19 protein-coding genes are annotated in these 25,539 nt (G+C 43.0%); 6 read left to right on the top strand and 13 right to left on the bottom strand.

Going from position 1 to position 25,539, the window contains the following annotated elements:
- Positions 1–61 precede the first annotated feature (61 nt).
- From B808_RS00250 to zwf, 3 genes are all read right to left on the bottom strand, one after another.
- A complete protein-coding gene (locus B808_RS00250) occupies positions 62–1,615 on the bottom strand; it encodes a multicopper oxidase family protein (RefSeq protein ID WP_009166955.1) in 1,554 nt (517 codons plus the stop codon).
- Positions 1,616–1,831: 216 nt separating this feature from the next.
- The gene (gndA, locus tag B808_RS00255) at positions 1,832–3,262 is read right to left on the bottom strand and encodes an NADP-dependent phosphogluconate dehydrogenase (protein ID WP_009166956.1); all 1,431 of its coding nucleotides are present in this window, start codon (positions 3,260–3,262) and stop codon (positions 1,832–1,834) included.
- Positions 3,263–3,364: 102 nt separating this feature from the next.
- Positions 3,365–4,843 (bottom strand): glucose-6-phosphate dehydrogenase, encoded by a 1,479-nt coding sequence (zwf, locus tag B808_RS00260; protein ID WP_009166957.1) that lies wholly within the window; start codon positions 4,841–4,843, stop codon positions 3,365–3,367.
- A 229-nt stretch (positions 4,844–5,072) separates the two neighbouring features.
- On the opposite strand from zwf, the gene B808_RS00265 reads away from it, so the two are divergent.
- Together B808_RS00265 and apf are read left to right on the top strand one after the other, a co-directional pair.
- Complete coding sequence (locus B808_RS00265; RefSeq protein WP_051393770.1) at positions 5,073–6,779, top strand: alpha-glucosidase; 1,707 nt, start codon at positions 5,073–5,075, stop codon at positions 6,777–6,779.
- A 197-nt stretch (positions 6,780–6,976) separates the two neighbouring features.
- Positions 6,977–7,588 carry an aggregation-promoting factor gene (gene apf / locus B808_RS00270; RefSeq protein WP_009166959.1) on the top strand — a complete coding sequence of 204 codons (612 nt, stop codon included), beginning with the start codon at positions 6,977–6,979 and terminating at the stop codon, positions 7,586–7,588.
- Between the two features lie 97 nt (positions 7,589–7,685).
- Here the strand turns inward: apf and B808_RS00275 are convergent, their stop codons facing one another.
- Positions 7,686–8,525, bottom strand: coding sequence for a DegV family protein (locus B808_RS00275; protein WP_009166960.1), 840 nt, complete (start codon positions 8,523–8,525; stop codon positions 7,686–7,688).
- 159 nt (positions 8,526–8,684) lie between these two features.
- Here B808_RS00275 and B808_RS00280 point away from each other — a divergent pair, with 159 nt between their 5' ends.
- Positions 8,685–9,866 (top strand): MDR family MFS transporter, encoded by a 1,182-nt coding sequence (locus tag B808_RS00280; protein ID WP_035421212.1) that lies wholly within the window; start codon positions 8,685–8,687, stop codon positions 9,864–9,866.
- Positions 9,867–9,939: 73 nt separating this feature from the next.
- Here the strand turns inward: B808_RS00280 and B808_RS00285 are convergent, their stop codons facing one another.
- From B808_RS00285 to guaB, 8 genes are all read right to left on the bottom strand, one after another.
- Positions 9,940–12,588, bottom strand: a complete 2,649-nt coding sequence (locus B808_RS00285; protein ID WP_035421214.1) for a lectin-like domain-containing protein — start codon at positions 12,586–12,588, stop codon at positions 9,940–9,942.
- 61 nt (positions 12,589–12,649) lie between these two features.
- Positions 12,650–13,480: a WxL protein peptidoglycan domain-containing protein gene (locus tag B808_RS00290; protein WP_035421216.1), complete on the bottom strand. Its 831-nt coding sequence runs from the start codon at positions 13,478–13,480 to the stop codon at positions 12,650–12,652.
- Positions 13,461–13,841, bottom strand: coding sequence for a hypothetical protein (locus tag B808_RS00295; RefSeq protein WP_009166964.1), 381 nt, complete (start codon positions 13,839–13,841; stop codon positions 13,461–13,463). Before B808_RS00295 ends, B808_RS00290 begins: the two co-directional genes overlap by 20 nt.
- A gap of 18 nt (positions 13,842–13,859) precedes the next feature.
- Positions 13,860–14,891 carry a DUF916 and DUF3324 domain-containing protein gene (locus B808_RS00300; RefSeq protein WP_009166965.1) on the bottom strand — a complete coding sequence of 344 codons (1,032 nt, stop codon included), beginning with the start codon at positions 14,889–14,891 and terminating at the stop codon, positions 13,860–13,862.
- Between the two features lie 89 nt (positions 14,892–14,980).
- Positions 14,981–15,676 (bottom strand): WxL domain-containing protein, encoded by a 696-nt coding sequence (locus B808_RS00305; RefSeq protein WP_035421219.1) that lies wholly within the window; start codon positions 15,674–15,676, stop codon positions 14,981–14,983.
- Positions 15,677–15,931: 255 nt separating this feature from the next.
- Positions 15,932–18,061 (bottom strand): cation:proton antiporter, encoded by a 2,130-nt coding sequence (locus tag B808_RS00310; protein ID WP_035421221.1) that lies wholly within the window; start codon positions 18,059–18,061, stop codon positions 15,932–15,934.
- Between the two features lie 157 nt (positions 18,062–18,218).
- The gene (guaA, locus tag B808_RS00315; RefSeq protein ID WP_035421223.1) at positions 18,219–19,772 is read right to left on the bottom strand and encodes a glutamine-hydrolyzing GMP synthase; all 1,554 of its coding nucleotides are present in this window, start codon (positions 19,770–19,772) and stop codon (positions 18,219–18,221) included.
- A gap of 14 nt (positions 19,773–19,786) precedes the next feature.
- Positions 19,787–20,923, bottom strand: a complete 1,137-nt coding sequence (gene guaB, locus B808_RS00320) for an IMP dehydrogenase (RefSeq protein WP_009166969.1) — start codon at positions 20,921–20,923, stop codon at positions 19,787–19,789.
- Positions 20,924–21,138: 215 nt separating this feature from the next.
- On the opposite strand from guaB, the gene hisS reads away from it, so the two are divergent.
- A complete protein-coding gene (gene hisS / locus B808_RS00325) occupies positions 21,139–22,341 on the top strand; it encodes a histidine--tRNA ligase (RefSeq protein ID WP_035421267.1) in 1,203 nt (400 codons plus the stop codon).
- A 77-nt stretch (positions 22,342–22,418) separates the two neighbouring features.
- On the opposite strand, the gene B808_RS00330 is transcribed toward hisS, so the two are convergent.
- Positions 22,419–23,954, bottom strand: a complete 1,536-nt coding sequence (locus tag B808_RS00330; protein WP_035421225.1) for a ClC family H(+)/Cl(-) exchange transporter — start codon at positions 23,952–23,954, stop codon at positions 22,419–22,421.
- Between the two features lie 95 nt (positions 23,955–24,049).
- Here B808_RS00330 and B808_RS00335 point away from each other — a divergent pair, with 95 nt between their 5' ends.
- Together B808_RS00335 and B808_RS00340 are read left to right on the top strand one after the other, a co-directional pair.
- Positions 24,050–24,496, top strand: coding sequence for a hypothetical protein (locus tag B808_RS00335; RefSeq protein ID WP_035421226.1), 447 nt, complete (start codon positions 24,050–24,052; stop codon positions 24,494–24,496).
- 102 nt (positions 24,497–24,598) lie between these two features.
- The gene (locus tag B808_RS00340; protein WP_035421229.1) at positions 24,599–25,528 is read left to right on the top strand and encodes an alpha/beta hydrolase; all 930 of its coding nucleotides are present in this window, start codon (positions 24,599–24,601) and stop codon (positions 25,526–25,528) included.
- Positions 25,529–25,539 lie beyond the last annotated feature (11 nt).

Raw genomic sequence — 25,539 nt, forward strand, 5'->3', positions numbered from 1 at the left:
GACTGAATCAATTGATTCAGTCACCTTTTTAGGATTACTTGGACGGATAGTTATTGTTCCGTTAGCACATATCAATCCCATGTTCTTTGTAATATTCTAGACTACGGATAACCAATTCGTCAGGTTGACAATGTCGTTCTTTGGCAAGTTCCTGCAATAAGGTATCCATGTCCATCAACCGATACTTTTTATGGGGATGGTCTTGCGTATAGACCTGGAGTTGAGCCATCATCCCACCATCTTCGTGTTCGATAATGTGACAATGATACATAAAGACCCCAGGGTAATTAAAACGCATTTTAACTCGGACTGTTTCACCGGCATTGACACCAATGGTATCTTTGTAACCTAGTTCGTTAGGATAAGGAGCTTTTCCATTTCTTGAAACTACCTTAAAGGAACCTCCGTGGGTGTGGTAAGGATGAATCATCCCACCACAGCAATCATTGGTATTAGTGATGTCCCAATATTCAGCTTTTCCTAATTCCTGACGATCGTCAATCCGCATCATGCCAAATTTTCGTCCATTGATTTCGACTTCTTCATCAGTTCCGGACATGACAACTTGATGGATTGGAGCATTCGGATCTTCAACTTCAGGATAGTCAACATCAGCTAAGTGGTCAGGTAACGGAGTAGGATCTGCTTTAAATTCATGAATCCTAAACTTCATAATGGGCACATCATCAGAATATAAAGTAACTTCATCACCAGGATGATATTGTTCAAAGTCGAGGACAATTTCATCTCGTTCGGCACAGGTAAGCATGAGCTTGGTAAGATAGACGGGCTCTGGCAACAAACCACCATCAGAACCAATTTGTGCCATTTCTAAATCATCACTCAGATGTAAGCGCCATTCGCGTCGATTGGAGCCATCTAAGATTCTCAGGCGAAGTTTTTGGGTGGTAACATCAAAGTAGGGGTTAACTGTCCCGTTAATTAGTGCAGTTGGACCGGCAGTGCCGTCAGGATCATAATCTTTGTCATAATCCCATTGGTTGTGCTCATCGAAGCGACGGTCTTGGAGAATTAGTGGGATATCATCAACGCCATAATTTCTGGGTAGCGGTAACTGGGCTTCGTGCTCGTCTTTGACCACAACAGCGGTAGCTAGTCCATGCCAAACATCCCAACCGGTCAATGGACAGGGATGAGCATGCAACCACAACGTAGCGGCTGGTTGGTTAACTGTAAAATCGATTTTTCGGGGTTTTCCGGGATAAACGGGAGCATGACAACCACCATCAACATAAGGACCGGGAACATCCAAACCGTGCCAGTGAAAAGTAGTCAGTTCCGGCAGATCATTTTTCAAAGTAACATGATAGTTTTTGCCACTCTCAAAAACAATTGTTGGACCCAAAAGACTTTGATTATAGCCCCAGGTCTTGGTTTTTTCACCTGGTAATAACTGGGTTTCACCAGTTTGAGCACTGACAGTGTACCAAACATCCGTATCAGTCTCTTGATCGGGAGCTAAAATAGCCGGAATGTTAAGCCGGCTTGCTGGTACATCTGGTTCTTCAAGCTTAACATAGCCACCATCGTGATAATCATAAGCAGATTCATTGAAAAAGTAATGATCGTAAACTTGATGTTGTTTAGCAGTCATAGTAGATAACTTCCTTTCTTTTTTCTAATACAAGTCTACTACAATTATAATTTACAAGAAACTGCAATTAGCAAGTTTGTTAAATAAATTGGGCTTGATTAATTTCCCCGGTTGGGATGTTCTAAGAAGCAAGCTATTGCGGACAAAAAAAGCCAGTGCAATCAGCACCGACTTTTAAGTTCCCAGACTAGCAAGGCTGAGAAAGTGGAAAAGATTTTATTGTTCTGTATACCATGGGTAATGGAAACTTCCAGGGCGATCAGTTCGTTCATAAGTGTGAGCACCGAAGTAATCACGTTGTGCTTGGAGCAAGTTAGCAGGCACAACCTCTGAACGGTAAGAATCAAAGTAAGAAACTGCACCAGCTAAGGATGGAACAGGGATTCCAGCTGCAGTAGCATATGAAATCACCCGACGAGCAGCAGCTTGATACTTATTAGCGATGTCACCAAAGAATGGATCCATCAGTAAGTTGTTTAAATCAGGCTTCTTATCAAAGGCTTTTGTAATCTCATCTAAGAATTGAGCTCGGATGATACAACCTTCACGCCAGATCTGAGCTAATTCACCATACTTCAAGTCCCAGTTATAGGTAGCTGAAGCCATCCGCATTTGTTCAAATCCTTGGGCGTAACTCATGATTTTACCAAAGTAAAGGGCTTGGCGTACATCTTCGACTAAATCAGAACCTTGATAATCAGGTTTTTCAGCTGGACCATGTAAAACTTTGGCAGCAGCTAGTCGTTCGTCTTTCAACATGGAAACGTAACGAGCATAGACAGCTTCAGTAATAACTGATTGAGGAGCACCCTCATCGAGAGCATCTTCAGACGACCATTTTCCAGTTCCCTTGTTAGCTCCACGGTCTAAGATCATGTCGACAATTGGCTTACTCTTATCATCGCCAAGATCATCCTTGCGGGTTAAAATGTCGGCCGTAATCTCAATTAGGTAACTATTAAGTTCACCTTGGTTCCATTCTTTGAAAATGTTGGCGAGGTCATCAACAGAATAACCAGCAGCATTCCGCAGGATGTTGTAGCTTTCATCGATTAATTCTTCGTCACCATATTCAATTCCGTTATGCACCATCTTGACATAGTGACCGGCACCATCAGGACCAATGTAAGTAACACATGGTTTACCATCTTTAGCTTTGGCAGCAATTTTTTCTAAAATAGGAGCAACTCGGTCATAAGCTTCTTTTTGACCACCAGGCATTAATGAAGGTCCTTGTAAAGCACCAAGTTCACCACCAGAAACACCCATTCCGATGAAGTTAATGCCGGACTTTGCCAATTCTTGGTTACGAGCGATCGTATCGTGGAAGTTTGTATTTCCACCATCAATTAAAGTATCGCCCTTATCCAATAAGGGGAGAATCTCAGTAATAACGGCGTCAGTAGCTTTTCCAGCCTTTACCATCATCAAAATAGTCCGTGGTTTCTCAATGGACTCAACAAAACTTTGTAAGTCATATGAAGGAACTAGTTTTTTATCACTGTGATCCTTCATTACCGTTTCGGTTTTAGAAGCACTACGGTTATAAATTGCAACGGCATAATCGCGACTTTCGATGTTCAGGGCTAAGTTTTTACCCATCACAGCCATGCCGACAACGCCGATTTTTGCTTTTTCGTTAGCCATAATCTACCTTCCTCTTTGCGTAGTTATAAAATGATACAATTATATTTTATCATTAGAAATTAAAATTGTGAAATCGAGGATTCAAGATGTGAAACCGCTTTACTATTTGGTGCCACGGTAAAACCAAGCATTACCATCGCGGGCTAAGAGTTCGTCGGCGGCAGTTGGTCCCATGGAACCTTGTTGATAGTTAGGAAAGTCAGGTTGCTGAGTATCCCAAACTTGTTGCACGGGATCTACGAAGTGCCAAGCAGCTGCCACTTCTGGCCAACTAGCGAAGTAGGTTCCGTCTCCGTTTAGGATGTCATGGAACAACCGCTCGTAGGGAAGTGGAACTTGGGCAGCCCGGTTATCGGATTGAAGATAGTCAAGTGGAACGGTTTCAGTGTGCAACCCTTGCTTGGAATCTTTGGTATTGATGGTGAGGGATAAACCGACTCGTGGATCGATTTCTAAAGTTAAGACATTCTTTTGCAACTCACCGGGTGTACCGGTTCCCTTTGCAAAAATATCAACGAGCGGTTTTTTAAATTCGATATCAACGCGACCTTGTTTATCAGCCAATTTCTTACCAGAACGAATGTAAAAAGGTGTTTTCCCCCAACGTGGATTATTAAAAACAATCTTACCGGCAGCAAAGGTATCGTTGTTAGAATCGACGGGCACACCAGATTCATGGCGGTAGTCGGGATGGTCTTCATCACCAGCGTATTGTCCGCGGACAAAATTATCTTTAACCCCTTGATCAGTATAGATTTCCATACTTTCTAAGGCTTTGACTTTTTCAGCTCGGATGGCTGTGTCAACAAATGAATTAGGTTGATCCATTGCTAGGTAACTGACGATTTGTAGCGTATGGTTTTGGATCATGTCCCGCAAAGCACCAGCGGTGTCGTAGTAGCCAGCTCGATCCTCAACGCCCAAACTTTCTGCCAGTGTAATTTGAACGTCTTTAATGTAGTTTTGATTCCAAACGGCCTCTAACAGCGGATTACCAAACCGAAGCACAGGGATTGCTTCCACTGTCTCTTTTCCAAGGTAGTGGTCAATTCTAAAAATCTGGTTTTCTTGGAAACCACTATTCAACTGGTCATTTAGTTCTTTGGCAGACTGATAGTCGCGACCAAAGGGCTTTTCAATCACTAGCCGATTGAAGCCCCCGTTCTCTGATAGCACATGCTGACTCTGTAAATTTTGAGCAACGATGCCAAAGAAACGAGGAGCCATCGAAACATAGAACACCCGATTTCCACCGGTTTGATATTGATCATCAAGCTGATTGCCTATTTTTTTCAAGTCTTGATAGTGATCCATGTTATTAACATCATGTGATTTCCAATAAAAGTGGCTCACAAACTCAGTGGCTACTTGCTGGTCCGCAGTTTCATCAGCGATGGAGGTCATGATTTTTGCACGAAACTCTTCATCAGAGAGTTCTTTTCGAGAAAGACCTAATAATGCAAAATGTTTGCTCAGGCTTCCCTTTTTATAAAGGTTAAATAGTGCCGGATACAGTTTTCGGAGGGCCAAATCGCCGGTTCCACCGAACAACATGAATAAAGCACGTGTTCCATCTGCCATAAACTCACTCCTTTATCATAAATAGGATATACATCAAAAGTATACCATACTAATCCTAAGTTAAGCCGCTCTCAGTGATTTGGTTTTGAAGATAAATTTTTGGTAAAATATGTTAACATTATTTGTTATTTACCATTAATAGTTGCAGAATAAGTTTGTAAAATGGCTGGTTCTTGCTAAAATGACCTTTTCAATTCCAACATCAGAAAGGAGTAAGATTGTGACACAGATGATAACACCACCGCTGGCTAAGCAGCCAGCAGATTGGTGGAAAAATGAAATTATTTATGAAATTTATTGCCGGTCATTTCAGGATTCCAACGGTGATGGCATCGGTGATCTCCAAGGGATTATTTCCCGGCTGGATTATTTGCAAGAGCTTGGGGTAACGGCACTTTGGATTGCTCCAGTGTATCGGTCACCAATGGTTGATATGGGGTACGATATTGCGGCATATCAACAAATCGATCCCGTTTACGGTACGATGGCTGACATGGACGAACTACTGGAACAAGCACAAGCGCGTGGAATTAAAATCATCATGGATATGGTTTTGAATCACACTTCCGATCAGCATCCTTGGTTTCAAGCAGCACTTCAGGACCCCACTAGTAAATACCGAGATTACTATGTCTTTCAGCACCCAGCTAACGGTCAGGTACCTAACAATTGGCGAGCTACTTTTGGAGGCTCGACTTGGGAGCCGGTTCCTAATGAACCTGGTACTTACTACTTTCACACGTTTGCAACCGAGCAACCCGATTTGAACTGGGAAAATCCAGCGCTGCGGCAAGAATTGTATCGCATCATTAATTGGTGGTTAGATAAGGGAGTTGCCGGTTTTCGGCTTGATGCCATTACCCAGCTTAAAAAGGATCAAGACTGGGCAAGTTTACCCCCAGATGATGACGATGGGTTAGTAAATGTTGAACGAAAAGGGCTTAACCGTCCCGGATTGGGGCAGTTTTTAGCAGAATTAAAGGCAGCGACGTTTAGCAAATATAATGCGGTTACGATTGGTGAAGCCTACGGAGTCCCCTTGGAACAATTGGAAGAATTTGTTGGACCGGGTGGCTATTTTTCGATGATTTTTGATTTTAGTTATCTCAATATTGATGTTCAGGACGCTAATGAATGGTTCAAAAAAAATCAATGGGAAGTTTCCGATCTGGCGCAAACGATGTTTATGAGTCAGCAGGAGATTAAGAAGGCGCGGGGTTACTTTGCAAATGTAATTGAAAACCACGATCAAAATCGGGCAGTTTCTAAGTTCATTCGCACAGAAGACCACGACAATCCGGCCGCCGCAAAGGCGCTAGCAGCCTTGTATTTCTTTTTAGCTGGGATTCCGGTTATCTATCAAGGGCAGGAGTTAGGAATGACTAACTTCGAGCGCAGCGACTTGCAAGAATTTAATGATTTATCATCAATTAATAATTATCAACGTGCTTTGGCAAATGGTTACCGACCAAACGAAGCACTGAAAATCATCAACTTTCGTTCTAGAGACAATGCCCGTGTTCCGATGCCATGGGACCAAACTAAATTTGGTGGTTTTTCAACCGTAACCCCGTGGTTGGCTCCGGCCGCTAATAATGTTGTTAGAAACGTTGCTCAGCAGCGAAACGATCCGGCGTCGGTTTGGAGTTTTTATCAAAAGCTGATTCGCCTGCATCAGGATTCTCACTGGGAAGCGTTGTGGCTGGAAGGTGAAGTGGTTCCTGTAAGGACGGGCGAGGATGAAATGATTGTTTATCAGCGCCGTTTGAAGCAGCAAACGGTTCAAATTATGATCAATCTATCTGGAAAGGTACAACCACTTCGTCAGGTAGTTGTGGGGCAGTTGGAGTTAGATTCACTTGCCACAAATGGGAAACCACCGGCAGAAATTCGTGATTTACAACCGTACCAGGTTTTAATTGTTACAATCGATTAGCTAATCTAGTTGATTTTGTGCCGTTAAATTACACAATGTTTTAAATAGATTACAGCATTACACAGCGGGCTCCTTTTTTTAAAATTCCTGTAATTTTCTTGTAACATAAACTTCTTAGTATTAGTTTTGTTGATTATTTGGAATCAACATTCTAGCAGACGAAACTAGCGTCAGATATTAAGGAGAGATATTTTTTTATGAGAAACATCAGTTTTAAATCCATAGCAGCCTTTGCTGCAATTGCTACCGGAATCTTGTTTGCCGGGGCGCAAAGTGCAAATGCCGCTTCTAAAATCACAGTTCAATCTGGTGATACATTGTCTGGATTAGCAGCAACTTACAATATTTCAATTGACAGTTTGCAAAAAGCTAACAACATCAAGGACATTAACAAGATTTTTGCAGGTGAAGTCTTTGTCATTGGGGACGATGGTCAGATTAAGGCTAACCCGAATAATGCAGCGGTTAAGACAGCAACTCCAGCTGTACCGACCGAACAAGCGGGAGCTCAAACGAGCAAGCCTCAACCAGTAGCACAGCCAAAAGCACAACCAGCTCCACAAAGTAACCAGCAACCAGCTGCTGTTAACAATGATGGTTCAATGGAATCAATTGCCAAGGTTGAGTCTGGTGGCTCTTACACAGCCCGAAATGGTCAGTATATTGGTAAGTATCAGTTATCTGCTTCCTACCTAAATGGTGACTATTCTCCTGCTAATCAGGAACGAGTAGCTCGTGAGTACGCAATTAGTCGTTATGGTTCGATCCAAAATGCAGTTAACTTCCGTGCTTCTCACAATTACTGGTAAACGCTAATAAATTTTATATACAAAAGGCGCCAACTGAAGTTTAATTCAGCTGGCGCCTTTTTGTAGTTATGCTGGTTAATCCCGGTTAACTAGTTATTTATTGATAGATAATGGCAAAGCCACCAGGTCCAACGTGGGTCATAATGACGGGGCAAGTTAGGCGTACCAGTACGTCAATATCTGGGCGTTCTTGGTGGATCCGCTCTGCCACGGCATCTACGTCTGCTCTAGAATCAACGTAAGATAAACCGACGGCTGTTACTGATTTGTCAGCAATTAATTGATCGGTGATTTGATCCCGAGTCGCCTTAAATTTTTTACTGCCACGGCACTTAGCCACGAACTGCAGTTTGTTATCTTGCAGCTTCAGCACCGGTTTTAGTCGAATTAATGACGAAATAAAACCGACAACCCGATTAGCACGACCACCTTTGACGAGGTAATCAAAACTATTAACAAAGACGCTTAAATAGATTTTTTTGCTAAATTCGATGGTGGCTTGTTCAACTGCATCCGCATCTTTTCCAGTAGCCGCTAGTTTAGCTGCTTTTAAGACGACAAATCCCTGACCGCGATCGGTCAATTCGCTATTAAGAACTCGAATGTCTCCATCCACTTGTTGCGCAGCGGTCCGAGCCGTTTCCAAGGTACCACTGAGAACATCGGTTAGATGAATGGAAATGATCGTTCCACTTGGATCTGCTTCCATGATCTTTTGATAAGTATCAACGAACTGTCCGAGGGCTGGTTGACTGGTTTTGGGGAATTCGCTTTGATCGTCATCCAGCATTTTGGAAAATGCTTCTCGAGTTAGATTGACATTATCAAGGTACGTTTGACCCTCAAACGTTACTTGCAGTGGAATTACGGTGAGTTTGTTTGTTGTAATTTCATCTGGAGTAAGTTGGGCGGTCGAGTCGGTTACGATATGAATCATGATGAACTTCCTTTCGTTGAGCCTGGATAGCAGTAGCTTGTGTTTAATTATAGTTGATTTCAGCTATGAGAAATAGGGACGCATTAGAGATTACCAATCCTTTTTTCCATGGGTTAACTATGAGAAAATAGCGGTATTGTGAAAAAAGGAGATGAGCAAATGGCACGGCAACCTAAAAAAGAAATTAGTTTGCTTGCAGTCTTAGTGTATTCCTTACTCTTGAATTCAGGAGCAGCACTGATGTGGCCATTAACCACGGTCTATATGCATGGGACGCTACACGAATCTTTGACAGTAGCAGGCGCAGTTTTATTTGTCATGTCTTGTTTTATGGTTTTGGGTAATTATCTTGGTGGTCAATTGTTTGACCGGTGGTCGCCCTACCAAACGGCTTTGATTAGTATTACCGTGGCGTTGGGAGCCTTGGTAACTTTGATCTTTTATCATGGTTGGCCGATGTTTGCCATCATGTTATTTGTGTATGGATTGGGACAAGGAGCAAGCCTCACCCTTCTAAATGCTTATGCTGCCAAGGTTCGTTCTCGCAGTACTAGAAGTGTTTTTAATTCATTGTACATCGGAGTTAACCTGGGGGTAGTTGTAGGAACGGCTTCGGTGGGCTATCTTTTGAAATTTGGCATTCCAGTGGTTTTTAGTGTGGCAAGTCTATTCTATCTGATTTTATTACTGATGACATTCGTATCATTTAATGTGGACTTTAGTAGTCAACCACTCGTTGCACATCAACCACAGTTGAAGCAACATTCCGCATCGCAGCGGGGAAATCCGCGGTTAGTCTGGCTAATTTGTACAATGGTATTTTTTATTTATTTAAGTTACACACTATGGGAAAGTGTTATGCCGGTTCATATGGAGTCCCTGCACATTTCATTTGAACAGTACAGTTTGATTTGGCCCGTCAATGGGCTATTAATTGTGATTGGTCAGCCAATTATTAATCGAGTGGGGCTACATTTTAACATGATTCGGCAAATTGCAGTTGGAGTTTTGATTTTTGCGGCTTCGTTTATCATGCTGATTTGGGCCAAGAATTATTTGTGGTTCGTTATTATCATGGTGGTACTGACTTTTGGAGAAATGAATGGACTACCAGCCATCCCGGCGTGGATTGATAGTTTGGCTGATGCCAAGGCAAAGGGGCGGTATCAGGCCATGTTTAATATTTTTATGTCATTTGGTCGGGCAGTCGGTCCCTTATTTGGTGGATTAATGGTAGAGTGGTTTAACTATTCGATTTTATTTGCCACGGCAGCAGGCTTGATAATAGTTTCACTGGGCTTAGTTTTAAGCACGGCTGCCACTAACAAGGACTCACAGTAATCGTTAAAGTAAAAAGGAGCCGTACAAGTATTAAACTTGTACGGCTCCTTTTTTGGTAAGCAACGAACTGCAATTAAGGGGTTCCAGTGTTATTAACGGTCCAATTTAGAGCAGCGCCATAGGTTTTTCTTTGACCACTCGTTGGAGCAGGAACATCGTCTTTGACATACATCATTAGTCCGGTTCTATTGTTCCACTGCACCTTTTGTTCATTAGGGGTGTCCTTATTACTGGTGAAAATCGGAATATTTTGGTTTCCACCCGGTGATAAGAAATGTGGCTTATCCTGTTTGTCGTAATAGACTAACTGGAACGGTGAACCATCACTGCCGATAATGTCAGCATTTTTTAGCTGATCGTTACCCAAACCATTGTTATTATCAGCGGCTTGTGACAGCGTTAATCGATAAGGCTGTCGTTCATCAGTGCCACGCGTATCTTGAATGGTAGCTGCCGTATAATCCCTGACGCCAGGATTGATTCTTGGTGAGGTTGGGATTACTTTACCATCTTGATCAAAAGTATAGGTGTTATAAGGTGCAAACGCACTATTCTTTTTGAAGTAGGCATAGGTTCCATAATCAAAGCTGTTCGGCATGATGCTAAGGCTTCCTGGCTTGAGATTATAAGTTTCTTCATTACCAGCAAATGCTAGTGAACTATCATTGGCAGTTCCAGTCACTTTAGGAGTGCTTTTGAAGGTTTTTCCTTGATTGGCACCTAGAATGACATCTGCCTCGATGTTTTTGGTAGTTTGCTGCTGAAGGGTTCCCATGCCAGTGATGGTCACTTGTTTGGCATTCTTGGAGTCACTGTTTTGATCCTTGCTAACCGTAAAGTGAGGGCTATCCTTAGAATCATTGCTAATTTCTTGTCCATCGACTTTAATCTTAAGATTCTTTGGATCATTGTCTTTTAGACTTGGCAAATAGAAAGTATAGCTACTATTATCAAGATTAACCTGACGACTAATATTTCTAACGGGAATCCGATACTTGATTTCGTCATTATCGCGGACATCATTTAACGTCGTTGACCAATCAGAACCCTGAGTCACGTTCTGCATTTGATTATTGATATACAAGTTAGGAGTTCCGTGATTAGTTTGATCAGGAACCACGTTGGCAACCGTTGATCGCACAGAAGTATCTGCAAAGTTGGATCCCTTGGCGACCAGCGTATTGCTAATTGCGGTAGTACCGGGATCTAGTTGATTCGATACTAAAGCAGCTTTAAATCCATGTGACATAGGGGTAGGGTCATGAATTGGAGGGATTTTATCAAAGTAGAGATCGACGTCAGTACTGTCATCCAATAACCTTAACTGGTCAGGCAAATGGTCGGTAGCATGAACATTTAACCAATCATTACCGTTCAGATTACTGTCATAGTAGTTATAGATATCGGCTCGATAAAGCAGAATATCTCCAACCCGGGCGTTGTTTACCTGACTACGAAAGACTGGGTAAACTGTGCCTCCTTTACCTCCCTTCCCATCATTATAAGTCGCATCGAATGGGAAGGCATGCATTAACTCATCGGGAGAAAGGCTGGGGTCATCTGGTTTTTTCCCGTTTTCATCACCATAAACCATCGTACCACCATCTTTGTCGCTAACCCGAACGTCAGTATCTCGACTGAGTTGTGATAGGTCAGCGGCCGTCTTACTAACTCCAGGATCACCCGGAATTTGAGAAGCAGAGATGGCACTAATCATTGATTTAGCACCGGTGGAGGCAGTCATTCCCCAGTTGACCATTTTACTGCCAAATTGCTTGTTAACATCAATTTTGGGAGAAGAGAACGATTGTTGCTTAAAGCCACCAGTGTTTTTACTGCTATCGGGATAGCCAAAGGTCATAGTTGCTAGTCCGGTATTACCACCATCAGTGGTATTCCAGTGATAAACAACTGGTTCCCAACGAGCACTATTACTATTGCCCTTGCTATTAGTTCCAACTAGGTTTGGAGTAGCCCGTGCTCCGAATCCATCGTTTCGACCAGGTTCCGGATAGATCGAATTGCCATTGGGCTGGTTATTGAACCAGTCACTAGTATTCGTATAATGAGCGATCCCAGGACGAAAACTAGAGATGGTACGATTATGCATAGTCAGGTGATCTTTATCTGGTAAGACAAAGGCCATGTGAGCACCGGTAGTGTACGGACCATTAGTTGGTAAGACATCGGCATCACTATAGTCACCATTAAAGTACGGATCAAATTCCAATGAAAGAGCATTGTTGATACCGCCACGATAAGAATTTTTGAAATAATCAAGCACCGGCTGCTTATCGCTGGAAGATCCATACTTATCCATTCGAAGATTTCCATAAGAACCAAGCGATTCCCCGCTGACTCCTAGAGCTTTGTTGCCCTTATCATCATTTTGGAGGGTGAAAGTAATTCCATCGGCCGCTTCATCAGGATTATCTGAGGCCATGTAAACGTAGAATCTAAAGGTAAACGAATTTGATAAGTTAACCTTATTTTTCCACCACAACGAAGTAGCTTGGGAAGTGTCCTTGGTTACAACTTGGACGTTGGGGTAAGGGGTAGTAACCGGTGGATTGGTGGTATTTGAATTGTATGAAAAATTATTCATACTTGGACCTGACTCAGGTGGTGCTGGAATATTGAGCTCATTATTAGATTCGGCAGCTTGAACTGCCGGAACAATCTGAGTGATCCCAACCCCAACAACGAGCAAGGTTAAAAGCATGATTGCAAAAAGACCCTTGAAGTGTTTGATAATAAAACCTCCCTTCTGCTGGTCATTAATGCTAGCTTGAAACGGCTCTCTTAAGTGAAACTTGTTGACGATGAGCTTTGAAACTCACAACTGTTTTGGTTCCCTTCGCACGTTTGGGAGCGGGGGTAACTAAATTAGTAGTTGTTTTCGGAGCAAGACTAACATTGGTTAACTTGGTTGTGCGTAATAATTTTTTCCCACGATAAACCTTCACAGTGGCTGTACCGTGTTGGATGAGTTGGGCAGCTGGATTTTGTAAGCGACTCTGCAGAACCTCATGATTTGCTTGAGATTTTAGTTGAACGCTCGATAACCGCAACTGCTTGAGTCGCACGCGATTGGCATTACTGTTTAGAGATACCCCGACGACGTACTCCAACTTATTCTCTATTTTACCATTAGATAGTAACGGAGCGCTTACATTAACCCCGCCAAGTACAATCCCAGGTTCCTGCTTTTTAGTGGCCAGCTGATAGGTTACTACCTTAGATTCATCAGGTGCTAGAGTGGTGACCTGTTGCTGGGGACCGACGAGCTTGTTAGTTAGTCGGTGGGGATTATTCCGTTGCCAACTTGGTTGGTTGTAAGCAATGACCCCATTGTCAGCGGTATAGGCGTTATTGAGCGAGGTTGTAATGGTAAGGGACTGGTTACTGTTGTTTTTTAGCAGTAATGGTAATTGATACGTGTGGTTATCTTTACTATTTAAAGCAAAGTAAGCCTTTTTGGACTGAATTGGAAGTTTTGTTAAGAGGGGATTAACAGAATAGGGTGCTGCCGCCCGTACGGTTGATTGCCAACCAAGACATAGCAACAAACACCCTATAATTGTTAACCACCAGCTATTTTGTTTGAAGTTCATGGTGGTCTTCTTTAGCTAACTTGCGATTAAAACGATCCATGGAAATAATGGTAAAGACTAAAAATAAGGTTATGATTCCAACTGCAGTGACACCCCAGTGCAAGGTTTGCCCGGTTTGTGGAAGGGTAGCCTTTGGAGGCTGTTTAACGCTCGACATGGAATTTGTCTGGTTTTCACTTGGCTGAGGCTTAGGGGTTGGTTTCGGTTTATTTTTATCATTTTTAACTTCCACTTGGGTGTTGGAATTATGCGTATTACCTTGTTGGTTGTCCGCATAAATGCTGGAAACACCAAACACAATTGTCACAATCGCCAGTCCTAAAACAAATATTAAGAAGACATTTCTTTGTTTTAATTTCATGGAAGTACACCTTTTTTCTTAGCTTTGATTGTTGGAAAGGGTTTGTTTTTGTTTCTTATGCTGTCGGTAAATCATGTAAATCAGGATTAGAATTAGCAATAATAAGATTGCCAAGAGGATGATCCACCACCAGTTTTGTTTCGTGTTGTACTGAATGGCATCGCCGACGCTCACGTTAAAATCTTTTTCGATTTTCCAGTGATTACCATTGTTGTCACTAGCACGGGCACTTAAATGGTAGGTTCCCGGAAGGAGAGTGTTTTTACCGAAGTCATTTTGGAATGGGAAGTTGGAATTAGGAGCCATGCTTAAGTTACTACGGCTGGCTTTGCTCAAGATTTTTTTGGGATTACTCTTGCGATAAATCTTGTTTTTCAGCTTCATTTGTTGGATGGTAGTTGGTTTTTCGTTGGCATACTTCGTCTTGATGACGGTTTGTGTCCCTTGCTGTCCTGGCTTGATGCTAGGAACTGTTAGTTTGGGCTTAACGCCAACGTCTTGGGAACGGAGTAACACTGGCATTACGAGCGCAATCTTGTTGTTAATGTTAACCCCGTTGTTATTTTCTGCCTGGGCAATGTTACCAGTCTTGACGTAGAGACTTCCCATGATAATTCCCTTGTACTGTTTTTCAGGGGCGGTAACGGTAAAGTTCACGCTTTGGCTCTGCTTGGGAGCAAGGGAAACGTTCTTTTTTTGTTCCTTAACCAGGTCATTAAACTTGTACTTTAAGGTTTTATCAGTAGGGACCTTTCCCGGCTGATATGTAATGGCTCCATCCTTAGAAGTATAAGCAACCGTCGGGGAGACTGTTAATTTTTGTGTTTGATTAGTTAGATTAACTAATTGAATACTAATTTGTTGCGATTCGCCCGGTTTAGTTCGAACAAAGATTGAACCAGTTTGTTCAATCTGTGTGTTAGAATAGTTCGGTTTGACGGCAATCCCGGGACCTGGGGTAGCTTTAGCTGCTGGAAGACTCAGAAAAATCAACATCGAGAAAAACAGTGCCCCAATTGCAATCTTTAATTTACTATACTTTAAATCCATCAGTTACTCCTGTGTTGATAGTATAAGTAAAACGGGAAACACCCCCAAAAAGTGCTTCCCGTTTTTTAACAATTAAATACAAATTAAGCTTAACCTTTAGGCGTTGGGTCTTGGGGTGCACCAGCAGTTAGAGTCCAAGTAATTGGAGCGTTGTATGAACCAACGGCAGTGTTACCAGGAACTTCCAAGCTAGCAGATTTTACACCAACAGGAGAAGTTGATGGATTGTAATCAACTGTTGTGCTACCAGCACCTTGACCATTAGCAGCGTAAAGAACGTTTGCGCCTGAAGTATTACCGGATGTGATAGTTGCCCGGTTAGCCATTACTGCTGAATTCTGTGAGTTAACAACGTGATCGTTATTTAGACCCATAGTCCAACCTGCAGGAGCAACGTTACCAGTGGTAGCATCCTTAAAGTTTCCGAGGCTGGCATCCAAAGTCCAACCGTTTAAAGCCGTAGTTGCACGACTGTCGGTAACTTTAATATGGTTTTGGTTGTTACCAGTATTGTTATTTAACAAGTTTTGAGTCTGGTTGGTAGCTGACTGGGCACTAGCACCAAAGTTCAAGTCAGGAACGCTTTCCAGAGTCAAGTAACCAGTCATAACGTCAACGTGGGCGTTTGAGTCTGCAGAAACACTACCCTTAGTGTCGTCTTTCTGTGTACTAGTGTTCTGTGGAAGCGTTGCGTTGGTAGCAGCGTTAACACTTGGAACAGTAGCAGTTAAACCTAAAACGACAGCTAGGGAAGCAGCTCCGCCTACAAATAAATTCTTCTTCATCAAGATGAAGACCTCCTTAAAAAATATAAAATAAAAATCAACTGGAAAAAAGGCACCCGCGAAGAGCTGACCACTTTTTTCCATGAAACTTTGTTACAAGCATATTGTAACCTACTAACTTTTTGGTTGTAAAGCGTTTTCTTTTTGTAAATAATAATTTTAAGTTAATATTTGGTTAACAATTCCTTATTTATCAAGTGTTTAGGGAATAATTAAAAAATAAATAAATTTTACTGTTTGCAACTAATAACAGGATCATTCATTTTCTTTTTTATAATCATTTAGTAAAATCATTTCTTCATAATTAACGTTTTGCCGAAGTCGTAGTCCCATACTTTGGGGAATATGATGATTCTCAATCAACGTCTCAATTGCCCGGCGTTCCGCTTCAAGAGCTTGATTCTTAAGGGCGAGGACTTGTAACTCATACTGCTTTGTTTCTAAATCGGAATCACCAAATGATTTGGCCTCTTGAATTTGATTCTGATAGTAAACCATTAAGAAATGAACCGTCTGCGCAGAAAAATCTTTTCTACTAATATCATCACGATCTAAAAATTTTTGCAGTGCCGTCATAGCGCCTTGCGCCCCTACTTTTTGAATGAGACGTAAGTCAGACTTGGTTTTTTGACTTTCACTCTCATTCCACTGCCAGATTTTGATTGAACGAAAAATTCTTTGGGCAAACCCGACAGCCGGTTTTTGGCGAATGGTAGGTTTGTCACCGCTGAATTGTAATAGGCGAGCTTCTTCGCGATTAAGTCGGCGACTGGCAATCCAATAGGCATCTGGACCAATTAGTTTGGACCGGTAGAGGTCATTGATAGCCTCGCGACTACCATTCAAGCCAACTCGGCGGAGCGAAACTACTTCGTTCATTTGTTTAGTGGAGTCGGCACGATTATGCTCACGACGCTGAATTTTACGGATGGAAACTTGGTAATCCATAATAATATCCCAAACAGCACGTTGGTTGCGCTCCGATCGATTTGATTCTAGATAAGCAATCGCAGAGTTTAATAAGTAGAGTTGGGCAACCGGATAACTAACGTATTCTGGCTGATTAAGCTCGGGTTGGTTATCGTCATCACCAATCGGATTACCTTCATTTAAGAGCGAGGCTCGGGTAGCAATGGTCCCAGTTCCGGGTGAAATCAGTGGCAAAGTGATGGAAGCAGCAATCAGGCTTATGATGATAACACACGCTGCAATAAAAAGCATTAAAGAACGATCAGGAAAAGTTGCACCACTGGCTATAACGCTTGGAACGGAGAGGACTCCAGCCATTGTGATGGCACCACGAACCCCCGACAAACCAGCCAGGAGAGCTACTGAAAATCGAGGCTTTTTGTTTTCCTTTTTACTAACGTAATAAGAAAATGATTGGTAGCCGATAATCCAGCAAACTCGGATGGCTAGGATTACTAGCCAAATAACAAAGGCATAACTTACTGATTGCAAAGTGCCGTACTTATCGCTCTGGATAACCGCTGTCATAGCAACCGGCAACTCAATACCAAGGATTAAGAAAACAACCCCATTCAAGCAGTAAACGATCACATCCCAAGTACGATCAGTTAAGAGGCTAATTTCTGGGGTTTGACCAGCAACTCGGGAAGTCTGGGTATGATCCAGAATTCCAGCAGTCACAACGGCAATCACTCCGGAGGCGTGCAGATAATCTTCAGCGATAATGTATACAACAAATGGGCAAAGCAATTGGAGCACGACACTAAAAATGGCATCGTGAAATTGAATGTTGTAAAGGTGATTTCTTAGCCATACTAACAGCATCATAATCGTAAAGCCAACTAAAAAGCCCACAATCGACATATAAATAAAATCACCAGCGGCTCTGGTAAGGGAAAAATAGCCGGTAACTACGGAAGCAATGGCATACTTAAAGGCAATTAGTCCGCTAGCATCGTTAATAAGACTTTCGCCACTGACCAAATGGAGGATGCTTTTGGGTAAGTGAACCCGTTTTGAAATCGACTGCACGGCTACGGGGTCGGTCGGTGAAAGGATCGCAATCAGCGCAAAACTAACCCCTAGTGGCATGGTTGGAACTAGCCAGTTTACAAAATAGCCACCTAGAATGGTCGTGACAAAGACTAACCAAATCGCATTCTCAAAAATTGGTCCCCGAAGCTCCCAGAGTTCTTTTTTGGGAAATTCTCGTCCATCGTTGAAGAGCAGGGGTGCAATGAATAGCAGGAGAAACCACGTAGTGTCTAATTGAATCTTAAAATTAAATCCGAGCGCAATTGCAAGACCCAGTAAAACTTGAATTAAACTGACCGGGATACTGGTGATGTAATGGCTGATAATATTTGAAATTAGGACTAACCCTAATAGTACCAAAACTGATTCTAAAATTGCCAAACGACGTCCCTCCTTTTTACAGCATGGTTTAATTATAGCGAATAAACTACTTTTATAGAAATGAAGAGCTAGACCACGGCAGAGACTCTTTTTGAATCATGGCAATGATAAATTAAAAAACAAGCTGACTTCATTGGTCATCAGCTTGTTTTTTAATTTATTCATATTCAATCGTAGCAGGAGGCTTACCGGTAATATCGTAGAGTACGCGGTTAATGCCACTGACTTCGTCAACGATTCGTTTGGAAACCTTACCAAGCACTTCCCAAGGAAGTTCTGCATATTCTGCGGTCATTCCATCGATAGAAGTGACGGCACGAATCGTAACGGCTTCATCATAAGTGCGTTCATCACCCATGACACCGACACTGTGAATTCCAGGTAGCGCAGTGAAATACTGCCAAACGGTTCGATCCAGCCCAGCCTTGGCGAATTCTTCGCGTAAGATGGCATCGGAGTCACGCACCAGTTGGAGTCGTTGCTCGGTCACGGCTCCAATAATACGAATCGATAGTCCAGGACCGGGGAAGGGTTGACGCCACACCAATTCATGGGGCATTCCTAATTTTTCACCAAGCTCGCGTACCTCATCTTTAAAGAGTTTGTTGAGAGGTTCAATTAGTTTGAACTGAAGATCTTTCGGCAAGCCACCGACATTGTGGTGTGATTTAATCGTTTGGGCGGTGTCGGTTCCCGATTCGATGACGTCCGTATAGAGGGTTCCTTGTGCCAAAAAAGCCACGTCGTTATATTTTCGTGCCTCCGCAGCAAAGGTGTCAATAAATTCCTTGCCAACGATTTTTCGTTTTTGTTCGGGGTTGGTAACACCAGCTAGCTTACTGAGAAATAGTTGGCTCGCATCAACGAAGTCGATTTGTAGACCAAATTCATCCCCCAGAGCATGCAATACTTGCTGAGCTTCATTTTTTCTGAGCAGACCGTGATCAACGAAGACGGGAATCAACTGGTTGCCAATGGCTCGATGTAAAAGCACGGCAACAACCGAGGAGTCAACTCCCCCGGATAGTCCTAAAATGACCCGTTGATCACCTACCGTGGTGCGAATATCAGCAATCGCGTCCGCAATGAAGTCATCCATCGACCAATTGGCAGTGGCCTTGGCAATGTCAAAAACAAAGTGGCGTAGCATTTCACGACCTTCGGCAGTTAGGTTGACTTCTGGATGAAATTGCACGGCATAAAAGCCTCGACTGGGGTCAGCCATGGCCGAAATAGGGCAGGAGTCACTGGTTGCCGTGACTTTAAAACCATTTGGAACCTGAGTGACAAAGTCTCCGTGGCTCATTAAAACCGTTTGTTTGTCTTCCATATTTTGGAAAAAGCGGGAGTTTTGATCGGTGACCTCAATTTGTGCCTGACCGTATTCGCTGCTGTCGGCAGTTTCGGTGGCACCGCCCGGCAGGTCATGAGCCATAAGCTGCATCCCATAGCAGATTCCTAGAATGGGAATTCCTAGTTCGAAAATCTGTGGATCAACACCAAGAGCATTTTCACCAGTAACACTATTTGGTCCGCCGGAAAAAATAATGGCGCGCGGTTTAAGTTTCTTAATGGAGGTGGCCGAGATGGTATGTGGTTTTAGTTCGGAGTAAACCCCCATTTCGCGAATCCTTCTAGTAATAAGTTGATTGTACTGGCTACCGAAATCAAGGACAAGAACGGTGTCGTACGTATGTTGATTGCTTGCCATATTATGGTACTCTCCTATTTTTGATAGTTAGGGGCGGCTTTGGTAATGACCACATCATGGGGATGTGATTCTCTGAGCCCGGCGCTAGAAATCCGAACGAAGCGGGCTTGCTTTAGGTCTTTAACTTGAGCGGCACCAGTGTAGCCCATGCCAGCTCTGAGCCCGCCCATCATCTGGTAAAGAATGTCTTGGACATCGCCCTTGTATTCAGTTTTTCCTTCAATTCCTTCGGGAACTAATTTCTTTTCGCTCTTTACTTTTCCTTGAAAGTAGCGATCAGAAGAACCATTTTCCATTGCGGGAATTGATCCCATGCCGCGGTAAAGTTTGAACTGTTGCCCATCGGCACTCTCAATTATTTTTCCAGGAGCTTCAGTGGTACCAGCCAACATACTACCGAGCATGACAGCATCACCACCAGCCGCTAGTGCTTTCACGAGATCGCCAGAGAACTGCATTCCTCCGTCAACAATAATCTGTTTGTGGTACTTGGCAGCGACGGCCGCACACTCAAAGGTGGCACTAATTTGGGGCACCCCCACACCGGCGACGACCCGAGTGGTACAGATTGATCCTGGGCCAATCCCCACTTTAACAACATCGGCACCCGCATTGAATAAAGCTTCAGCTGCTTGTTTAGTGGCAATGTTACCAGCAATTAAGGTTTGTTCAGGAAATTGTTGGCGAATGGCAGTTACTTTTTCAAGCACTCCTTGGGAGTGACCGTGAGCTGAATCGAGAACAATTGCATCAACACCGGCATCTACTAGAGCTTGGGCTCGTTCAGTTGTTTCAGCGTTAATCCCGACAGCTGCTGCCACTAGGTAGCGCCCTTGTTCGTCAACAGCAGCGAGGTCGCCGCTGACCGGGGCAGCTTTTACGGTGGTAATTTCTTGAGCCTGGTCAGCAGGCGTCATATTTTTGTGAATTACACCGAGACCACCTTGTTGAGCCATTTTAATGGCCATCGCACTTTCTGTGACAGTATCCATGGCAGCGCTTAGTACCGGAATGTTTAAGAGAAGATTTTTGCCTAATTTTGTTTTTAAGCTTACTTGGTTGGGGAGCACGCTGCTAGCTGCCGGAACCAATAGCACATCATCATAGGTTAATCCTTGATGAGTGCCAAACTTGTTTTCCCAATTATCCATGTAATCCTCCATCTAAAATTGTTGGTTATTAATAACATAGAATAGCAGAGCCAAGCGGGAAAAGCAATGTAAATCACGAACACTTAATTGTTTAATGTAAGAGAATGTACGTAACCGAATTATCTCGTGTAAAACTAGATTAATTGTCGGAAATTGACGAAAAAAATGATAAAATCAACCATAATGATAAAATCAATGGAAAGCTGGTTGAGACTATGAATGGAAATTTTAAACGTGTTCGGGGAATGGATGATTTGTTGCCTGATGAGACCCCCCTATGGCAAAAAATTGAGAAAGTTGCCCGCCAGACCTTTCAACGCTATCACTACGCCGAAATTCGTACACCAATGGTAGAAAAGACGGATGTTTTTAGTCGGACTTCTGGTGATTCCTCGGATATTGTAACCAAGCAAATGTATACCTTTACGGATAAAGGAGATCGAAGTATTACACTGCGACCGGAAGGGACAGCCGGCATTGTTCGGGCGTTTGTTGAGCATAAATTGTTTGGGCCAGAACATCCCAAACCGGTTCAAGTTTATTATATGGGACCCATGTTTCGTTACGAACGCCCGGGAGCAACGCATAACCGAGAATTTCATCAAATTGGGTGTGAGGCGATTGGGGCAGTTAGTCCCCAGATTGATGCTGAGGTAATTAATCTAGCACTCGATGTTTTTCGTGGGGTTGGAATTGCTAATCTGCGGGTTGAATTAAATACGTTGGGCGATGATGATAGTCGTAAGCGGTATCGAGATACCCTGGTCGAATATTTTTCACAGGTTCAAGATCAGCTAAGTCCAGACTCACAACGACGGTTGGCTCAAAATCCGCTCCGAATTTTAGATAGTAAAGACCAAAATGATCAAAAATTAGTTGCGCAAGCCCCCCGATTAGAAGACAGCCTAAATGAACGTTCTCGCAGTTATTTTTCTTCTTTGTGTCATGCTTTGGATTTGTTGGGAATTGAGTATGTGGTTGATGATCGATTAGTTCGAGGATTGGATTATTACACTGATACCGTTTTTGAGATTCAAGCCAAAGCAGCGGCTTTTGGTGATGAGTACACAACTATTTGTGCCGGCGGTCGATACAATAACATGGTGCAGGAGTTTGGCGGTCCCGACATGGGTGGCGTTGGGTTTGCCTTTGGAGAAGAACGGCTGGTGACGGCACTAGCTACCGACCAGCTCGCACCAACGCTAGACTATTTTATTTGTACCGATCTAAAGGATCAGACTGAACAAGTCCAGCAACAAATTTTGGATCAGGCCTTGACTAGCGCCGCAAGTTTGCGAAATGACGGCAATTCGGTAATGGTCAATTATCAAATTCGTAGCTTAAAAAGTCAGAAAAAAGCAGCGCAGAAATTAAATAGTCAGCAAGTGATGGTGATTGATGCAGCATCATTAACCTAAAGAAAAAAGATCTAACCATGAGAGCACTAGCTTAGCCCTCAGATTGATTAGGTCTTTTTTATTGGCTTGCGATAAGATTAGTTGGCAATTAACCGATTGATTTGGTTAGTGAGTAGTTGATTTTGTTCATGGTGGACTAAAAAGATGAGTGTATCGCCAGCGGCAAGTTTCGTATCTGCTTGCGGTATAATTTTTTGCTGGTGGCGTTCGATGGTAATTAATCGGGCCGTTAGTGGCCAAGCAATGGTCTCAACAAATTCGTTGACGAGCGGGCTTGTTTGGGTAATGGTAAAACAAAGCTGATCAAGTTGGTCGAGTGAGTTGAGATAACGCTGTCCCTTAGTTAGCTGCGCTGCAAGTACGTGATAAATCGGTTGGGCACCTAAAAAGTCGCTCGTTAGATAGGCGACTAGTACGACCGTTGCAAGCGCCATAAAATTATGAGTATTACCGACCAATTCGGTGATGAGTAAGATAGCAGTAAAGGGTGCTTTACAGACAGCTGTTAGATAACCGGCCATTCCAAACACGAGCAGATTAGTAACAAATTCGGGCGGTAAGTCTACCAGTTGTACGAGTAACATCCCGTATGCCACGCCAACGAGGGCGCCCATCGTCAGTAACGGCAAGAAAAAGCCACCAGGGACACCGCTCCCATAGGATAACAGTCCAAAGGTAAATCGGAGGACAATAAAAAATAAAATTAGTGATAAAGAGAGTTTATGCGTTGCAGTTAGTAGAATTAACCGCGCTCCGCCACCAATTGTAGCGGGAAAGAAAACACCAATGGGGATCACTAGCAGAAAAGCGATTCCAGGATAAAAGTACCAGGGGATAAATTTTATTTTCTGAAACCATTTAGGAACGGTGAGAAGTCCACGATTATAAATGAAGCCTAAGCCCCCGACTAAAACCCCAAGCGGCAGTAACTGCCAGTAATTATTTGGTGAATAGATTTGCGAGTAAAAAATAGGAAGAACTGGATTTAGACCAAAAACGCGCTCAGAAATAAAATTTGAGCACAGGGCACTGGTCAGGGCTGACAGACAAATCGTGGGATCAAAACGTCGATACATTCCTTCAATGACAAAAAAAGTTCCAGCAAGGGGAGCGCTGAACGTTGCTGACAAGCCAGCTGCGGCTCCAGTCGCAATTGATAGTCGTCTAGTAGCTCCAGTTTGCTTAAGTGCAGCAGCTAGACCCTGCCCGACTGCCGCCCCCAGTTGAATGGAAGGACCTTCACGACCAACAAAGAGTCCCGTTGAGTTGGTAAGCACGCCGGCTGTGAATTTTTTCCAGAGGACCGAAAACCAGTTCAGCTCAAAAACGCCGTCCACCTGAGCCTCCACTTGCGGAATTCCAGATCCGCGAATGTTTGGTTCCGAACGGAGAAGCAGCCCGACCGCGACGGTAATCATGAGGAGCACTAAGATAACTATCAGGATCATTTCTGGCTGGTGCTTGATACTAGCATAACCGACCATGCTCAGTTTTAAGCCAGCTTCAATTAGAAGTCTGAAAGCAGAAATCACTCCTCCAGTGATGACTCCAATCACGACACTGATGGTAATGAAATTTAGTTTTAGTATTGATAAAAAGTGGTTGGTGGTCACAGTATCCATCTCCAAAAAGGCATTAATCTAATTGTAGCATTTTCATGAAAGAAGTGCGGGGGTATGCTATAATGACGAAAATGGAGGTTTACGAAATGAATGAAAAAGTTAAGAAAAGTATGTTAGTACTCTACTATCTGTCTTTGATTACTGCAGCAATTGAATCGGTACTAGCGTTCCCCTTTTTCGGTGGAATTATCGTGTTGGTGATGTTGTACTTACCACTGATGGTTTTATTAGGTTTCTACATTGCTAGCTTGGTATTTTCAATCCAAACTCGGAATGAAATCCATAACCAGGAGATTCGGGAGATTTTAGAAAAAGCAAAACGGAATTATATTATCGGAATTGTGCTAACAGCGCTGGCTTGGATTCCTTTTTTCGGTTGGATTTCGCACATCTTAATGACTTTTCTGATGTGGCAACTTTATTTTAAATATAATGAAATTCAAGATCAGATTTTACAAGGGAAAGTTGACTTAGTCGACGATATTCCCGCTGCGGATGTTAAGTCAGATTCAGATAATAAGAGCGATGATTAATCTAAGTGGTACGGAAGATGGACGGAAGATCGTTCGATAGAAGTTCAGATTAGAAATGCCCATGGAAATGGGCATTTTTATTTTAGAAAGAAGGTTTGCGAATTGAGACAGAGCAAGGGAACCAAGCGCAAACGAGTTTGGCCGCGAGTCCTAATTAGCCTGGTGGTTATCATCATAGTTGCAAGTTTAATCGCACTGTACTATCTATTTAACTTTGCTTTTTCAAGAGATGGGTTTAGCACGCAGCTAGGTCAGGGGGTCAATACGGAGTGGTATGATACCAACCCCTCGCAAACTTGGACGCAAAAAACGAAGTCAGGTTTAACGCTTAAAGCACACTATTTTGCAGCGGCACAACCTACCAATAAAACTATTCTAGTGGTTCATGGATATGGGGGATCAGCACGTAGGATGAGTACCTATTTGCGGATGTTTCATAACGAGGGGTACAATGTTTTGGCTCCAGACAATCAGGCCTTTGGCGAGAGCCAGGGACGTTATGTTGGTTATGGTTGGCAGGATCGCACGGCGTTGGCTGGCTGGATGAATCAAATTAATCAATATAATCCCCACGGGGAAATTGGAATGTATGGGATTAGTATGGGAGCTTCGGCAGTTTTATTTACCTTGCCAAAAGCACCAGCAAATGTAAAATTTGCGATTGCAGATTGTGGTTATGCTAGCATTCAAGGAGAACTTGAATATGAATTGCAGCATTTGTTTCATTTGCCTACATTCCCAATTATTCCGATGGAGCGAATATACTCACGGATTTTAGCGGGGTATGACTTTGCAGATGCAAATACCAGCCAGACGCTGAAACATAATCAAATCCCGCTGTTTATTATTCACGGTGATCAGGATCACTTGGTTCCCACCAGGTTTGCGTATGAAAATTACCGAAATAACGGCGGGAAGCAAAAGCAGTTATGGATTGTAAAGGGAGCAGGACATGCGCAATCAAAGCAGGTTGATCCCGAATTATATCAGGAAAAAACGGCTGAATTTGCGAAACGCTGGTTTGACCAATGATTTTGAAAGAA

The organism is Fructilactobacillus florum 8D (assembly GCF_000512295.1).
Classification (GTDB): Bacteria; Bacillota; Bacilli; order Lactobacillales; family Lactobacillaceae; genus Fructilactobacillus; species Fructilactobacillus florum.

Bases quoted from the DNA above. Each gene is read 5' to 3' on its own strand.
- B808_RS00250 (WP_009166955.1), bottom strand. From the start codon at position 1,615: ATGACTGCTAAACAACATCAAGTTTACGATCATTACTTTTTCAATGAA.
- gndA (WP_009166956.1), bottom strand. From the start codon at position 3,262: ATGGCTAACGAAAAAGCAAAAATCGGCGTTGTCGGCATGGCTGTGATG.
- zwf (WP_009166957.1), bottom strand. From the start codon at position 4,843: ATGGCAGATGGAACACGTGCTTTATTCATGTTGTTCGGTGGAACCGGC.
- B808_RS00265 (WP_051393770.1), top strand. From the start codon at position 5,073: ATGATAACACCACCGCTGGCTAAGCAGCCAGCAGATTGGTGGAAAAAT.
- apf (WP_009166959.1), top strand. From the start codon at position 6,977: ATGAGAAACATCAGTTTTAAATCCATAGCAGCCTTTGCTGCAATTGCT.
- B808_RS00275 (WP_009166960.1), bottom strand. From the start codon at position 8,525: ATGATTCATATCGTAACCGACTCGACCGCCCAACTTACTCCAGATGAA.
- B808_RS00280 (WP_035421212.1), top strand. From the start codon at position 8,685: ATGGCACGGCAACCTAAAAAAGAAATTAGTTTGCTTGCAGTCTTAGTG.
- B808_RS00285 (WP_035421214.1), bottom strand. From the start codon at position 12,588: ATGCTTTTAACCTTGCTCGTTGTTGGGGTTGGGATCACTCAGATTGTT.
- B808_RS00290 (WP_035421216.1), bottom strand. From the start codon at position 13,480: ATGAACTTCAAACAAAATAGCTGGTGGTTAACAATTATAGGGTGTTTG.
- B808_RS00295 (WP_009166964.1), bottom strand. From the start codon at position 13,841: ATGAAATTAAAACAAAGAAATGTCTTCTTAATATTTGTTTTAGGACTG.
- B808_RS00300 (WP_009166965.1), bottom strand. From the start codon at position 14,891: ATGGATTTAAAGTATAGTAAATTAAAGATTGCAATTGGGGCACTGTTT.
- B808_RS00305 (WP_035421219.1), bottom strand. From the start codon at position 15,676: ATGAAGAAGAATTTATTTGTAGGCGGAGCTGCTTCCCTAGCTGTCGTT.
- guaA (WP_035421223.1), bottom strand. From the start codon at position 19,772: ATGGCAAGCAATCAACATACGTACGACACCGTTCTTGTCCTTGATTTC.
- guaB (WP_009166969.1), bottom strand. From the start codon at position 20,923: ATGGATAATTGGGAAAACAAGTTTGGCACTCATCAAGGATTAACCTAT.
- hisS (WP_035421267.1), top strand. From the start codon at position 21,139: ATGAATGGAAATTTTAAACGTGTTCGGGGAATGGATGATTTGTTGCCT.
- B808_RS00335 (WP_035421226.1), top strand. From the start codon at position 24,050: ATGAATGAAAAAGTTAAGAAAAGTATGTTAGTACTCTACTATCTGTCT.